The 14,742-nt window shown below is 56.0% G+C and carries 12 protein-coding genes; 3 read left to right on the top strand and 9 right to left on the bottom strand.

The genetic code is table 11. From position 1 onward, the window contains the following. Positions 1–117: 117 nt before the first annotated feature. Positions 118–1,878 carry a DEAD/DEAH box helicase gene (locus C6A40_RS07500; protein WP_045334330.1) on the bottom strand — a complete coding sequence of 587 codons (1,761 nt, stop codon included), beginning with the start codon at positions 1,876–1,878 and terminating at the stop codon, positions 118–120. Positions 1,879–2,159: 281 nt separating this feature from the next. Here C6A40_RS07500 and rsuA point away from each other — a divergent pair, with 281 nt between their 5' ends. From rsuA to C6A40_RS07480, 3 genes are all read left to right on the top strand, one after another. Then, the gene (gene rsuA / locus C6A40_RS07495) at positions 2,160–2,867 is read left to right on the top strand and encodes a 16S rRNA pseudouridine(516) synthase RsuA (protein WP_021241522.1); all 708 of its coding nucleotides are present in this window, start codon (positions 2,160–2,162) and stop codon (positions 2,865–2,867) included. Between the two features lie 15 nt (positions 2,868–2,882). Then, positions 2,883–4,079 (top strand): Bcr/CflA family multidrug efflux MFS transporter, encoded by a 1,197-nt coding sequence (locus tag C6A40_RS07490; protein WP_045334334.1) that lies wholly within the window; start codon positions 2,883–2,885, stop codon positions 4,077–4,079. Positions 4,080–4,357: 278 nt separating this feature from the next. Then, the gene (locus C6A40_RS07480) at positions 4,358–4,702 is read left to right on the top strand and encodes a YejG family protein (RefSeq protein WP_045334337.1); all 345 of its coding nucleotides are present in this window, start codon (positions 4,358–4,360) and stop codon (positions 4,700–4,702) included. Positions 4,703–4,705: 3 nt separating this feature from the next. Here the strand turns inward: C6A40_RS07480 and yejF are convergent, their stop codons facing one another. The 8 genes from yejF to C6A40_RS07440 form a co-directional block, all read right to left on the bottom strand. Further along, complete coding sequence (gene yejF, locus C6A40_RS07475; RefSeq protein ID WP_045334339.1) at positions 4,706–6,295, bottom strand: microcin C ABC transporter ATP-binding protein YejF; 1,590 nt, start codon at positions 6,293–6,295, stop codon at positions 4,706–4,708. A gap of 1 nt (position 6,296) precedes the next feature. After that, positions 6,297–7,322 (bottom strand): ABC transporter permease, encoded by a 1,026-nt coding sequence (locus C6A40_RS07470; RefSeq protein ID WP_114191253.1) that lies wholly within the window; start codon positions 7,320–7,322, stop codon positions 6,297–6,299. Beyond that, a complete protein-coding gene (locus C6A40_RS07465; protein WP_045334343.1) occupies positions 7,322–8,416 on the bottom strand; it encodes a microcin C ABC transporter permease YejB in 1,095 nt (364 codons plus the stop codon). The genes C6A40_RS07470 and C6A40_RS07465 overlap by 1 nt, the downstream gene beginning before the upstream one ends. A 9-nt stretch (positions 8,417–8,425) precedes the next feature. Next, positions 8,426–10,231, bottom strand: coding sequence for an extracellular solute-binding protein (locus tag C6A40_RS07460; protein WP_045334345.1), 1,806 nt, complete (start codon positions 10,229–10,231; stop codon positions 8,426–8,428). A gap of 74 nt (positions 10,232–10,305) precedes the next feature. After that, positions 10,306–11,862: a cyclic di-GMP phosphodiesterase gene (locus tag C6A40_RS07455; RefSeq protein WP_045334347.1), complete on the bottom strand. Its 1,557-nt coding sequence runs from the start codon at positions 11,860–11,862 to the stop codon at positions 10,306–10,308. Positions 11,863–11,989: 127 nt separating this feature from the next. After that, positions 11,990–12,559 carry a bifunctional murein DD-endopeptidase/murein LD-carboxypeptidase gene (mepS, locus tag C6A40_RS07450; protein ID WP_008500946.1) on the bottom strand — a complete coding sequence of 190 codons (570 nt, stop codon included), beginning with the start codon at positions 12,557–12,559 and terminating at the stop codon, positions 11,990–11,992. Positions 12,560–12,986: 427 nt separating this feature from the next. Further along, complete coding sequence (locus tag C6A40_RS07445) at positions 12,987–13,688, bottom strand: phosphatase PAP2 family protein (RefSeq protein WP_165473151.1); 702 nt, start codon at positions 13,686–13,688, stop codon at positions 12,987–12,989. 33 nt (positions 13,689–13,721) lie between these two features. Then, positions 13,722–14,708: a CobW family GTP-binding protein gene (locus tag C6A40_RS07440; RefSeq protein WP_045334352.1), complete on the bottom strand. Its 987-nt coding sequence runs from the start codon at positions 14,706–14,708 to the stop codon at positions 13,722–13,724. Positions 14,709–14,742: the final 34 nt, after the last annotated feature.

Genomic DNA, 14,742 nt, shown 5'->3' with positions numbered 1-14,742 from the left:
CTCTGTATTTAAAACCCTACTACAGGCGACCCAGCAGCAGGTGAGTGTTCTGCCTCACGGATGTGAGGCGGGCGGCATTTTATACTCAAATGCCCCTCACATCAATGAAAAGTCCCGCTAACCGCGCAATTCGTTGGCGCGACGGAAGCGACCTTCGTAGTCAAAGAGCTTCTCGCGCACCTGCCAGTACTGGCCTTTCTTACGGGCGACGACAAAATCCGGATGGCGCAACAACACCTGCTGGCGCACGATATCGGCCACGGTGATCCAGCGCAGGGGCACGCCCGGGGTGCGGGTGTGCGGGCGAATAAACAGCTGTTCGAAGGCCGTTCGCTGGGCAGGCGTCTGGACCCGGAAGCGCTCGCTGACGTCCGCCCCGTCCTCGTCGTAATAGGTGATTTTCAACCATTCGCCTTTTTCATCGGCGCCGGGCTGTAGCGCCATGCCGGAACAGCGCAGCACCAGCGCATCTTTCAGCTTTAGCGCCGCTTTCAGCATGTCGTCCGGGTCAACCAGCACCGTGTCGCACTCCCGACAGCGGCGAGCGGCTATGTCATTTTCGGCGTTGCACTGCGGGCAGTTTTTGAAGCGGAAACGAAAATCGCACTGCTCGCGATGCCCGTCATCATCTTCAAACCAGCCCTGACAGCGGCGGCCAAAATGTTCGATCAGCGTGCCGTCGGCGGTGGTTTTGCCCCAGAAGGTGTTGGCAAACCCGCAGGCAGGGCAAAAGACCTGCACGGGCACGTTGTCGCTTTTCCCTTTTGGCGCGCCGACCTCAGGCGTATAGAGATCGTGCGGGTTACCGGCATAATCCAGAATCAGGCAGTCGGTTTTCCCCGGCGCCAGACGCAGGCCGCGGCCAACAATTTGCTGATATAGACTGACCGATTCGGTCGGACGCAAAATAGCGATCAGGTCGACGTGCGGGGCGTCAAAGCCGGTGGTCAACACCGACACGTTAACCAGATAGCGGAACTGCTGGGCTTTAAAGGCCTCAATCAGGCGATCGCGATCCGGGCCGGGCGTCTCGCCGGTGATGAGCGCCGCGTCGCCGGGGGGCAGTAACCCGGTGATTTCTCGCGCATGCTCAACGGTGGCGGCAAAGATCATCACCCCTTTGCGCGTCGCGGCGAACTCCTCAATCTGGCTGATGATATGCGGCGTAATGCGCTTTTGCTTTTTCAGCTCCTGGTTAAGATCCGCTTCGCTGAATAACCCGTTGCTCTGCGCCTGCAGGCGGCTGAAGTCGTACTGCACCACCGGCATATCCAGCCGTTCAGGCGGCGTCAGGTAGCCATGTTTAATCATGTAGCGCAGCGGAAGCTCGTAGATGCAGTCGCTAAACAGGGCCTTGTCATCGCCGCGCACCATGCCGTGATAATGGTAGCGATAGATCCAGCCTTTCCCCAGACGAAACGGGGTCGCCGTCAGGCCCAGCAGGCGCAGGTGAGGATTCACCTCTTTCAGGTGGGACAGGATTTGCTGATACTGGCTGTCGTCGTCATCGCTGATGCGGTGACATTCGTCGACAATCAGCAGCGAAAATTCGCTGCGAAACAGATCCAGATTGCGGGCCACCGACTGCACGCTGCCAAACACCACTTTGCCGTGGCTCTCTTTACGCTTTAGCCCGGCGGCGAAAATGTCGGCTTCCAGTCCAAGCGCACAATACTTGGCATGGTTTTGCGCGACGAGCTCTTTAACGTGCGCCAGCACCAGCACGCGGCCGCGGGCCAGACGCGCCAGTTCGGCAATGACCAGGCTTTTGCCTGCACCGGTCGGCAGCACAATCGCCGCCGGCTCGCGATGTTTGCGGAACCAGGCGAGGGTGGCGTCAACGGCTTCCTGCTGATAGGGACGAAGTGTAAAAGTCATAGGGTCTCGGTTTCTTTATTCCGCACATATACCCGTCATACTTCAAGTTGCCTGTGCGTTGGCTGCACTCGTTCACCCCGGTCACTTACTTATGTAAGCTCCCGGGGATTCACTCCTTTGCCGCCTTCATGCAACTCGAATTATTTAGGGTATAGATAGTATGCCACGAAACTTTTTCCCTTGAGTGGCGCAACCAGACCATTATACTGAACCGTTCCAGACTGCTTCTTTTTTCGGACCTGTTGTCCGACTTCCTGCACCATTAAGGCTAAAAAGATTTCATGCGACTTGATAAGTTTATCGCTCAGCAACTCGGCGTAAGCCGCGCTATTGCCGGGCGCGAAATTCGCGCCAGCCGCGTTACCGTGGACGGCGACATTGTGAGAGACAGCGCGTTCAAACTGCAACCTGACCATCAGGTGGAGTATGACGGCAATCCGCTGACCCAGCAGCACGGTCCGCGCTACTTCATGCTCAATAAGCCGGAAGGCTACGTCTGCTCAACGGACGATCCGGATCACCCGACGGTGCTCTATTTCCTCGACGAGCCGGTGGCGCACAAGCTGCACGCCGCAGGTCGACTCGATATCGACACCACCGGGCTGGTGCTGATGACCGACGACGGTCAGTGGTCGCACCGCATCACCTCTCCACGCCACCACTGCGAGAAAACCTATCTCGTGACGCTGGAGTCACCGGTGTCGGATGACACGGCAGAGCACTTCGCGAAAGGCGTTCAGCTGCATAATGAAAAAGATCTGACCAAACCGGCGGTGCTCGAAGTCATCACCCCGACCGAGGTCCGCCTGACCATCAGCGAAGGGCGCTATCATCAGGTGAAACGTATGTTTGCCGCGGTGGGGAACCACGTTGTTGGCCTGCATCGCGAACGGATTGGTGCGATTGAACTCGATCCCGACCTGGCGCCTGGCGAATATCGCCCGTTAACGGAAGAAGAGATCGCCAGCGTCGGTCTGCCTTCGCACTAATTTCAGGAGAACTCTGTGACCACCAGGCCACACTCGTCGTTCAAAATCGTCTTCATTCTTGGCCTGCTGGCCATGCTGATGCCGCTGTCTATTGATATGTACCTGCCCGCGCTGCCGGTGATTTCCGCGCAGTTTGGCGTTCCGGCGGGCAGCGCGCAGATGACGCTCAGCACCTATATTCTTGGCTTTGCCCTCGGCCAGCTGTTTTATGGCCCGATGGCCGACAGCCTTGGACGCAAGCCGGTCATTCTGGGCGGGACGCTGGTCTTTGCGGCCGCAGCGGTTGCCTGCGCGCTGGCGCAGACTATCGATCATCTGATTATCATGCGTTTCTTCCACGGTCTGGCGGCGGCAGCGGCAAGCGTGGTGATTAACGCACTGATGCGCGATATCTACCCGAAAGAAGAGTTCTCCCGCATGATGTCGTTTGTCATGCTGGTGACGACGATTGCGCCGCTGGTGGCCCCGATGGCCGGTGGTGCGGTGCTGGTGTGGTTCAGCTGGCATGTGATTTTCTGGATCCTGGCCCTGGCCGCGCTGCTGGCCTCCGCAATGATCTTCTTCTTTATTGATGAAACGCTTCCCGTCGAGCGCCGCCAGAAGTTTCACATCCGAACCACAATTGGTAACTTTGCCTCGCTGTTTCGCCACAAGCGCGTGCTCAGCTATATGCTGGCGAGCGGGTTCAGCTTCGCCGGAATGTTCTCCTTCCTGAGCGCCGGGCCGTTTGTCTACATCGAGCTTAACCACGTGTCGCCGCAGCACTTCGGCTATTACTTTGCGCTTAACATCGTCTTCCTGTTCATTATGACCATCATTAACAGCCGCTTTGTCCGACGGGTGGGGGCGCTGAACATGTTCCGCGCCGGGCTGTGGATCCAGTTTGTGATGGCGATCTGGCTGGTGGTGAGCGCGTTTCTGGGCGTGGGCTTCTGGGCGCTGGTGGTCGGCGTGGCGGCCTTTGTCGGCTGCGTGTCGATGGTGTCATCCAATGCGATGGCGGTGATTCTGGATGAGTTCCCGCACATGGCAGGAACCGCATCTTCCCTGGCCGGGACATTCCGCTTCGGCATTGGCGCTATCGTCGGCGCGTTGCTTTCGATGGCCACCTTTACGACGGCATGGCCCATGCTGTGGGCGATGGCTTTTTGCGCAACCAGCTCGATACTCTTCTATCTTTACGCCAGCCGACCGCGAAAAGCGGTCCACTAAAACACAGAGAAGGCCCGGCAGGGCCTTTTTTGTTGATGCATATCAACCAAACCCCGTTCGTTTATGCTGTGTTTGTTTATTTTATGTAAAATCTATTTGTGTAAAAAGTCACATCATTGTATTCAAAAAGGTTGAGTTAGATCGCAGAAACGGGTACATATAGCGCCGACGCGAGCCTGAATACCGATAAAAAAGTGCTGAATAGTGCAGGCTGACGATGATGTGTTACTATAAATGTAAATAAATTGTGAAGTAAATTTTGCTTCCGGGGAACGAACGTGAATACATTACAACTTTCTATTGTCCATCGCTTGCCCCAGAGCTATCGCTGGTCGACGGGTTTTGCTGGTTCGAAAGTTGAACCGATTCCGCAAAACGTCGCGGGCTGTGAAAACTGCCTGGTGGCGCTCAAGCTGTTAAGCCCGAGTGACGAAAATGCCTGGCGGGTGATGGAGCGTCTCAGTCAGGCCCTGACGGATATCGAAGTGGACAGCTCCGTGCTGGAGTGTGAAGGTGAGCCGTGCCTGTTTGTGAAAAGCCAGGACGAGTTTGCTGCCACCTGCCGTCTGAAAAATTTTGGCGTTGCCATTGCCGAGCCTTTCTCCGGCCAGTACCCGTTCTGAGCGCTAGTCTGACGACAACAGCTGGCGCGTGTAGCGCTGCGTTGGCGCGCTAAATACGCGCTGGCAATCACCCTGCTCGACCACCTCTCCCTGACGCAACACAATCACCTGATGGCATAGCGCCCGCACCACCTGTAAATCATGGCTGATAAAGATATAGGCCAGCCGGTGCTTTTCCTGTAACCCTTTCAGCAGCGCCAGGATCTGCGCCTGAACGGTCCTATCCAGCGACGACGTGGGTTCATCCAGAATAATCAGCTCCGGTTTCAGGATCAGCGCGCGGGCAATAGCGATACGCTGGCGCTGCCCACCGGAAAATTCCGCAGGGTAGCGGTGGCGCGTCTCGGGATCTAGACCCACTTCGGTCATGACCCGCATGACCTCCTGCTCGCGTTGCTGCGCGCTCAGGCCGGGCTGATGGACGCGCAGACCCTCTTCGATAATCTGTAACACGCTGAGCCGTGGGTTAAGCGAGGAGTTGGGATCCTGAAACACCACCTGCATGCGGGGACGCACGGGCAGCATCTGGCGGCGGTTCCAGCGGTGCAGCGGCATATCGTCAAACAGGATCTCGCCCTGGGAGGCAATTAAGCGCAGCAGCGCCAGACCGGTGGTGCTTTTACCCGAGCCGGATTCGCCCACCAGCCCCAGGGATTCCCCCGGGCGCAGCGAGAAGCGGAGGTTTTTCAGCACCGGGTTGCGATCGACAATGCGGCGCAGAATACCTTTGCGGATCGGGAACGAGACGGACAGATCCTCAACGCGCAGCAGCGGCGTGCTGTCCGCATCGAGAGGAACCGGGTCGCCGGAGGGTTCGCTGTCGAGCAACCGCTGCGTATAGGGGTGCTGCGGTGCGCTCAGCAGCGTTGACGCCGTATTCTGTTCAACACAGCGCCCGTTCTGCATCACCGCGACGCTGTCGGCCAGCTTTCTGACAATGCTCAGGTTGTGCGTGATAAACAGCAGGCTCATGTTCAACTCGTCACGCAGTTCCCGCAGCAGCGTCAGTATTTGCGCCTGTACCGTCACGTCCAGCGCCGTTGTGGGCTCGTCGGCTATCAGCAGTTCGGGGCGCGTGAGCAGGGCCATGGCGATCATCACGCGCTGGCGTTCGCCGCCGGAGAGCTGATGCGGAAAATCATTCAGTCGTTTGGCCGCATTGCGTATGCCTGTGCGTTCAAGACAATCTAGAATTTCTCCCCGCGCGGCCTCTTTGCGCATCCCACGGTGCAGGGAGAGCACTTCATAGAGCTGTTTTTCCAGGCTGTGCAGCGGGTTAAGCGACACCATCGGCTCCTGGAAGATCATCGCGATTTTGTTGCCGCGAATGCCGCGCAGGGTCTGTTCGTCGGCGTGCAGCAGCGAACGGCCGTGAAAGAGAATATCCCCTTGCGGGTAGCTCACTGGTGGAGAGGGCAGCAGCCGCAGGATGGAGAGCGCCGAAACGCTCTTGCCTGAACCCGATTCACCCACCAGGGCCAGCGTTTCACCGCGCTGGATCTGCAGCGTCAGGTCGCTGACCACGGTGCGCGTCTCGTCCTGTTTGGAAAAGGCAATCGACAGGTTATCAATACTGAGCAGGGGCTGGGTCATCTTATACCGCCTTGTTCGGATCAAAGGCATCGCGCACGGCTTCGCCAATAAAAATCAGCAGCGACAGCAGCACGGCCACGGAAAGAAAGGCGGCGATGCCTAACCACGGCACCTGCAGGTTGTTCTTGCCCTGCAGCAGCAGTTCGCCAAGCGATGGGGAACCCAACGGTAACCCGAAACCGAGAAAATCCAGTGAGGTGAGGGTGGTGATGGAGCTACACAGAATAAACGGCAGGAAGGTGAGCGTTGCCACCACGGCGTTGGGCAACATATGGCGGAAAATGATCCCGCGATCGCTCACGCCAAGCGCCTGCGCGGCGCGAATATAGTCGAAATTACGGGTGCGCAGAAACTCGGCCCTTACCACACCGACCAGCGCCATCCAGCCGAACAGGACGGTGATGCCTAATAGCCACCAGAAGTTGGGCTGTACGACGCTGGAAAGCAGGATGATCAGAAACAGCGTCGGCATGCCTGACCAGACTTCAATAATCCGCTGACACCACAGGTCAATCTTCCCGCCGTAGTAACCCTGAACGGCGCCCGCCACGACGCCCATCACGCTGGAGAAGAGCGTCAGCATCAGTCCAAAGAGAAGCGAGATTCGCGTGCCGTACAGGATGCGTGCCAGCACGTCGCCGCCGTTAGCATCCGTTCCCAGCCAGTTTTGCGCGGAGGGCGGGGAAGGGAAGGGGCTTGTGGTGGCGAAGTTAATGCTGTTTGCGCCAAAACGTACCGGCGCCCAGAGCGCCCAGCCGTGCTGCTCAATCTGCTGGCGAAGCCACGGATCCTGATACTCCGCCGGCGTCGCAAACGGGCCGCCAAAGTCGCTTTCGCTGTAATTGGCGATGACCGGCACGTACCAGCGATCGTTAAAATGCACCAGCAGCGGTTTGTCGTTGGCGATCAGTTCTGAAAACAGGCTCAAGACAAACAGCACGGCAAAAATCCACAGCGACCAGTAGCCGCGGCGGTTGTGGCGAAAGCGGGCCCAGCGGGCCTGGTTGACGGGGCTTAAACGCAGCATCATCGGCCCTCAAAATCGATTCGGGGATCGACCAGCGTATAGCTGATATCGCTGATGATATTCAGCAGCAGGCCAATCAGGGTAAATATATAGAGTGTGCCAAACATTACCGGATAATCGCGCGACACGGTGGCCTCATAGCCCAGCAGCCCCAGGCCGTTGAGCGAGAACATCACCTCTATCAGCAGCGAGCCGGTAAAAAACATACTGATGAACGTGGCCGGAAACCCGGCGATCACCAGCAGCATGGCGTTGCGGAACACGTGTTTCCACATGATCTGCTTCTCGCTCACGCCTTTGGCGCGGGCCGTGACGACGTACTGTTTACGAATTTCATCGAGAAAGGCGTTTTTGGTCAACATGGTGAGGGCCGCAAACCCGCCAATGACCGTTGCCAGAACCGGCAGCGTAATATGCCAGAGATAGTCGGTAATTTTCTGGTACCAGGGCAGGGAGTTGAAATCGGCGGAGACGAGCCCTCGCAGCGGGAAGAGGTCGAAATAACTTCCCCCGGCAAAAAAGACGATCAGCAGGACAGCAAACAGAAACGCCGGGATGGCATAGCCGATAATGATGAACGTGCTGCTCCAGATATCGAACCGGCTGCCGTTGTACACCGCTTTGCGGATCCCGAGCGGAATAGAGACCAGATAGATGATAAGCGTACCCCACAGCCCCAGCGTGATCGAAACCGGCAGGCTTTGCTTGATCAGCGTCAGCACTGACGCACTGCGAAACAGGCTATCGCCAAAATCAAAGCGGATGTAATCCCAGAGCATCTTGAAATAGCGCTCGTGAATCGGTTTGTCAAAGCCGTAGCGGTGGGTGATCTCGGCGATCACTTCCGGATCCAGACCGCGTCCCCCGCGATAGTGGCTTTCACTGATATTCCCTACGCCGGTTCGCGCATGGCTGGCACCCATCCCTTCACCGCCGCCGCCGGGCATGCCGCCGCTGTTGCCAAATTCAATGGCGGCAATAGCCTGATCGACCGGCCCACCGGGGGCGATTTGCACGATAAAAAAGTTAATCGTGATGATGGCCCACAGGGTAGGGATGACCAGCAGCAGACGGCGGAGAAGATAGGCACCCATGATGATTCCTTATCGCCGCTCAGCGGGAAGTCTGGCGGCTTTGTTAACGTCATACCACCAGGTATCAAAGCCCAGGGAGTAGACAGGGCGCACGGCTGGCACGGAGAACTTATCCCAGCGCGCAAGGCGATCTTCGCCCATATACCACATCGGCAGCATGTAGTAGTTCCAGGTTAAGACCCTGTCGAGGGCGCGCCCGAGCGGCAGAAGCTTGTCTTTATCCCCCTGCGCCGCCACGATTTTCGCAATCAGCGCATCAATCGCCGGGCTTTTTACCCCCGGCGCATTGTACGAGGAGTCGATGTAGCTGGAGGCCCAGGAGATTTGCAGGTCCGAGCTGGGCCACGGTTGGGCGGGCCACAGGCGCTGCATCATGTCGTAATCACGGCTGCGCATGCGGCTGGTGATCTGCGCGTTATCCACCTGGCGAATGTTCATGGTCACGCCCAGCCGCTCAAGGTTGTGCTTAAACGGCAGCACCCACTGATCGTTGCCTCCGGACGAGAGAAGCAGCTCAAAGCTGAGCGGCTTGCCCGTTTTGGCATCCACACGTTTTTGATTTTTCAGGTGCCAGCCCGCCTCATCCAGCAGCTTGCTGGCCTTCAGCAGGTTGTCGCGGTCGTAGCCGTCACCCTTCGATGCGGGCGGCTGAAACACGGTGGTGAAAACCTGCGGTGGCAGTTCCGCTTTCAGCGGCGCCAGCAGGACCAGTTCGTCGGCTTTCGGATAATCGCGCGCGGCGTATTCGGTATTCTGAAAATAGCTGTTGGCGCGGCTGTAGGCACCGTAAAACAGCGCTTTGTTCATCCACTCAAAATCAAAGGCCAGGGAGATGGCTTCCCGCACCCGGCGATCGCTAAATACCGGACGTTGAATATTAAACGCCAGCCAGCGCGTGTCTTGCGCAGACGCATTTTTGTGCTCGTCTTTGACGATATAGCCTTTAGCAAAATTTTTGCCGATATAGCGGGTCGCCCAGTTTTTGGCGCTGCTCTCGACGCGCAAATCGAAGGCCCCGGCTTTGAACGCCTCAAACGCCACGTTATCGTCGAGGTAGTAATCATAGCGAAGGGTGTCGAAGTTCCAGCGCCCGCGGTTTACCGGCAGATTGGCCGCCCAGTAGTCTTTGACGCGGGAATAGACGACATATTGCCCCATGCGCCAGTCGGTGATGCGGTAGGGGCCGCCAGCCAGTGGTGGCGTTGAGAGCGGGTCGCTCAGCTTATGATCTTTCCAGAACGATTCCGGCATCACCGGCAACGAGAACAGGCTCAGCATGTTCTCTTTGTTGGGTTCGCTCAGTTCGATGCGCACGGTGAGCGGCGCAATGGCTCTGACCGATGCGCCTTTATACACGATGCGGAACTGGGGCACGCCTTCGGTCATGAATTTATGAAAGGTGAAGGCGACGTCGCTGGCCTTAACCGGTGTGCCGTCGTGAAAACGTGCTCGCGGGTTCAGCGAGATTTCCGCCCAGGCGAAGTTATCGGCGTAGCGCACGTTCTCGGCAATCAGCGGATAATAGCTACCGGGCTCGTCATCGGAGGTGACAAAGAGCGTATCGTAAAGGGATTCCGTCCGCGCGGCCGCCACGCCGCGTAGGGCGTAGCGGTTGAAGTTGTCGAAGGTTCCCGTGGCGGAAAGCGTGACCTTACCGCCCTTCGGCGCGGCAGGGTTGACGTAATCAAAGTGCGTAAAATTGACCGCGTATTTCGGCTCGCCAATGACCGCGAAGGCGATATTTTCTTTGATGGCTTGCGCCTGGCTGGACAGGCTCGTGAATGCCAACATCAGCAACATAAAGCGCATAAGCATCTCGCGGCAGCTCCCTCTTTTACAGACCGGCTCGGTTAAGCTGAATAATAAGTGACGTCGCGGACAATGTGAAATTAATCGCCCTCGGGCGAAATATCAGGACGCCATTCGCGGAACTGCGCCAGCGGCATGGGACGACTAATCCAGTATCCCTGCAGGAAGTTAACGCCGTGTTCGCGTAGCCAGGCCGCCTGTTCCGGCGTCTCTACCCCTTCGGCGACGGTCGACATATTCAGTCGTCTTGCCAGCGTAAGAACGGCATCCAGCACCGGCGACGTCACGGTCTCAGTACCGATCGCATTAACAAAACCACGGTCTATTTTGAGGTAGTCCATGGTGAAATGCTCAAGATAAATCAGCGCGCTGTGGCCGGTTCCAAAATCATCAATGGCGATTTCAAACCCTTCGTTATGCAGCCATTCGAAGAGGCTGTTGGCTTCCCGATGGTTAAGCATATCGCGCTCGGTAATTTCCAGCACGATCTGGAAATAATCCGGCGGCAGTAACGCTTTGAAGGTGCGCATATCGTCCTTGAAGCTTTCCGCATGCAGATGCCCCGGCGCAATGTTAATGCCCACCTTGGCGCCCGGAGGTAACAGCGTTTGTAATACAGGAGCGTCGTGAATGATAAGATCAAAGAGATGCAGCGTCAGCGGGACAATCAGCTTCTGCGCTTCGGCAAAATTAATAAACGCGTCCGGCGGAATTTCCCCCATTGTCGGGTGTTTCCAGCGCATCAGGACCTCAAGCCCGGTCATCCTGAGCGATTTGGCATCGACGACGGGTTGGTAGACCACATAAAACTGACCGCGCTTGATGGCGCTTAAAATTTCTTTACCCGGGTTAAGCCGAATGCTGAGGATGTAGTAGTTAAGCGATCCGGCACAAATACCGCATACCAGCCCGAAAAACAGCGCATAGAGGATTTCATCGCCTGTCCATGCATCCGCATACAGGTTGATGGTCAGGGGGACGTCTTTCAGTGTCGCCGTGCGGACCGGGATGTCATGCAGTTCGTGTGCATGAACCAGGGTGCTGGACCGCGTCGACAGCGCGTTATCGCCGATGATGATGGCGATACCCGCGAACTCGTCCTGGCGCTCCGTGTAGAGCAGGTAAGGCGTCAGATTAATATTCACTGAGGTGAACACGCCGCCATCCTTTACTAATGGGTTGCGGTACCAGATCGCAATCGCAGGCTCATCAGGCAGCATGGGGGTACCCGGAAGCAGGGCCATATCGATCTGTTTATCGATGTTCAGCTCAGGTATCAGCGTCTTCATCGGGACATTCATCGGGCCTGTCGCGGAAGAGCAGAACGCCATCTTGTCCCTGACCAGCAGGAAGGCGCGAACGTTAATGCTGAAGGCCGCGCGTGAGGTGAGTTCCTGATTGACGTCGTGGCAGGTATTTAGCGTGAGGGGCTGGAGAACATTGACCGCTTTTTTTAAATCGTCGAAATAGCTCCCCATGTAGGCGCTCACATCATTCACCAGGGTGTCGAATTTGACTTCTCGCTTGTGGTAACTCCAGGAAAATTGCAGGGAACCCAGGAGCAGGGCGGTAATGAGACCAGTGATAATACTGAGGATCAGTATCTTGCGATTACTGGAGAAGTAGCGGGTAAGCATAGACGTCGTGATTCCTGAAAAGCCGCTGGATGTATTCAGTGTAACGGGCAAAAAAAAACACTGCCGAAGCAGTGCTTTTTTTCATCATATCGCCAGCCAAGGGATAACCAACGATACAATAGCGATATTAACTGCGGGTCAGTACGCGGCGCGCTTCGTTATAACGCTTCTTCCAGTACGGTTCGTTCATGCTGGAAATGGTCACACCGCTGCTGGTGGAGGCATGTACAAACTGGTCATTACCAATGTAGATGCCAACATGTCGACCTGTCGAACCGGCACGGAACAGAACTAAATCACCGGTGCGCAGTTTGGTACGTGAAATCGACTTGCCCATCTCCTGCTGTTCATAGGTCGAACGCGGAAGATCTAACCCAAATTGCTCGCGGAACGTACGCTGTACAAAACCGGAACAATCAATACCTGTTTTCGTGCTGCCGCCAAGACGATAGCGCACGCCTTTCCAGTCAGCATACTGGTCCATAATGCGGGACTTCACGTCCAGATTACGTACCATATTTTCAAATTCATCCTGAGAGGCTTGCAGTGAAGAGGAATCTTCCATTCCCACAACACGCGTCTCAGGATGCATATTCTTTGCGGTGTTCGATGTACTACATGCAGATAACAGTACCGCGACTGCTATCGCCGGGATCCCCCGTAAGATATATCTCAGAAACGGTTGAGATTTGACCATTTTGTTTATTATCCCTTGAAGTCCTTAACGACAAATATCGTTATAAAAATGCCAAACGTGACGAGACTAATTATCTGTTCACATTGAGACAATTCTTTCTGGTCACATTTGTGGCGTAGCGCACAAAATTATTCACCATCGAAATAATTATCCCTATGGGGCAAAACGAGTTCGAGATTAACCGATTGCCAGGGGTATTGCGAGTAAAAAAAGCCTTTTTTTTATAAGAAAATGTGATACAGAAAGTAAAAATCCGTAATTGCTTAAAATGCGGTCAGATCCGAGGCTTTATCGCGCAATTGCTTCATTTTTATCATGAATGTGATGACAAGAATATGACACGGGGAAAAGATCGTGGCGGGAAGGCTATCGGGGATCATGTCGATCCCTGATAGCTCAAGTTAATTTAGGTTAGTTATTTGTTCAATTATTGTTGCGCTTTACCGGGAAGGTAGCGATCGAACAGCGCTATTATCCTGTCGCTCAGTGGGGTCATCAAACACCACGGCAGCGCAATCAGCGCAACGGAAAGCGAACCGACTGCAATATCGGTGAACCAGTGAGCGCCAATCATTACGCGCGGGAAGGCAAAAACCACAAAAATAATCAGGGCTATGGCAAACGCTTTTCTGCCGAAATAGCGAAGCATAATTGCGGAAAAAATAAGCAGCATCATGCCGTGATCGCCAGGGAAACTGTCCTTCGACGCATCTTTTGTTGGAATATGCAGCAGCTCACTGACGCGATAAATATCGGTGAAAAAGAGCGTTGGGCTGGAACGCTTAACCGGAATAATCGCGGTGGCCAGCTGGTTAATGATGACAGCAAACAGCAGCATCACCAGACCGATAATAAGAATACGTCGGCGTCCTGCTTTATCCTCTTTCAACCAGAAAGAGAGCATCAGGCAGCCCATCGCCAGCAGCGAGAAGCCGTCAAAGGCGCGGTTGTTGGTGATGGCCACCAGCCACAGGAACGCCTTGCTCTTCACCAGCTCCTGGTTGAAGAAGTGGAAGAGGGCAGAATCCAGTGGGAACCAGAAACCATGATTCACCGGGATATACCAGGAGAAGAAAAGCGCCAGACCGGCGACATTAAGCAGTAATATCAGGGGAAATCGAGTTGTCATAACGTTCTGCATAGAGTGAAAACTGGGGCAACGTTAGCCGCCCGAACTTAAACGAATCCTCAACAGGCTGGACTGGAGGGCATTCCAGTCGGCGTTAACCGCACTAATTAACTCTATTCGGCTGTCGGGCGGCGCCACGTTTTGCGTTTCAATAAAGAAATCGTCGCCCTGGCGGTTGATCCGCACCAGTCCGTCCGGCGTGCGCATGATCCCTTTCACGCGATCGACGGGCGCAAGGCGGGCCCACTCCAGGATCCCAATGGTGTCAAAAACGGTTTCAGCATCAAAAATCCATCCGCAGGCCTGATATCCCTGACCGCTGTTCAGATTACGACGCCAGCGCTGGTGCTCCGGCAGACTCAGGGCTGCCAGCCCCTGCTTAACCGCGTGACTGTGCGCATGCTCCGCGCTGGCGGGCAGCTCGGTGAGGTTCAGACGAGGCAGGTCAAGCAGGGCGCTATCAATATTCCCCTGGGTGGCCTGCACAAGCGTGCGATTGCCGCCAAAATGCTGCCACCACGCCTCCAGCGCGGCCTGGCTTTCTGGCGTGGCGCGATCTTCCTTGTTGGCGACGATAACGTCCGCCGAGGCGAGCTGATCGCGGAAGTTCTCGTTGGCCACCGCCTTGTCATCCAGAAGCTGACGCGGATCGAGCAGGCACAGGGTGGCGCGCAGATCGATCCACGGCTCGTAAACCGGTGCGGTCAATAAATCGAGGATCTGCTTCGGGTGACCCAGCCCGGTGGGTTCAATCAGCAGGCGGTCAGGTTTGCCCTGACGCAGCAGGGTATTGAGCCCGACCTGCATCGGCAGGCCATTGACGCAGCACATGCATCCGCCGGGGATCTCTTTAATCATCGCGCCGCTGGATGACAGCAACGCGCCGTCAATGCCCACCTCGCCAAATTCATTGACCAGCACGGCCCACTTCTCGGCCGGATCTTTATTCGCCAGCAGGTGGAGAATTGAGGTGGTTTTACCGCTGCCGAGAAAACCGGTGATGAGGTTGGTTTTGGTCACGTGCGCTCCGGATGAGAATTGTGATGCTATAACA

Source organism: Enterobacter sp. GER_MD16_1505_Eko_090, from assembly GCF_003331015.1.
GTDB lineage: Bacteria > Pseudomonadota > Gammaproteobacteria > Enterobacterales > Enterobacteriaceae > Enterobacter > Enterobacter roggenkampii.
This window is presented reverse-complemented; position numbering and strand designations above follow the sequence as displayed.

Coding starts and splice junctions, on each gene's coding strand:
- C6A40_RS07455 (WP_045334347.1), bottom strand. CDS start 11,862: ATGCTTACCCGCTACTTCTCCAGTAATCGCAAGATACTGATCCTCAGT.
- C6A40_RS07470 (WP_114191253.1), bottom strand. CDS start 7,322: ATGCTGCGTTTAAGCCCCGTCAACCAGGCCCGCTGGGCCCGCTTTCGC.
- rsuA (WP_021241522.1), top strand. CDS start 2,160: ATGCGACTTGATAAGTTTATCGCTCAGCAACTCGGCGTAAGCCGCGCT.
- yejF (WP_045334339.1), bottom strand. CDS start 6,295: ATGACCCAGCCCCTGCTCAGTATTGATAACCTGTCGATTGCCTTTTCC.
- mepS (WP_008500946.1), bottom strand. CDS start 12,559: ATGGTCAAATCTCAACCGTTTCTGAGATATATCTTACGGGGGATCCCG.
- C6A40_RS07465 (WP_045334343.1), bottom strand. CDS start 8,416: ATGGGTGCCTATCTTCTCCGCCGTCTGCTGCTGGTCATCCCTACCCTG.
- C6A40_RS07445 (WP_165473151.1), bottom strand. CDS start 13,688: ATGACAACTCGATTTCCCCTGATATTACTGCTTAATGTCGCCGGTCTG.
- C6A40_RS07460 (WP_045334345.1), bottom strand. CDS start 10,231: ATGCTTATGCGCTTTATGTTGCTGATGTTGGCATTCACGAGCCTGTCC.
- C6A40_RS07500 (WP_045334330.1), bottom strand. CDS start 1,878: ATGACTTTTACACTTCGTCCCTATCAGCAGGAAGCCGTTGACGCCACC.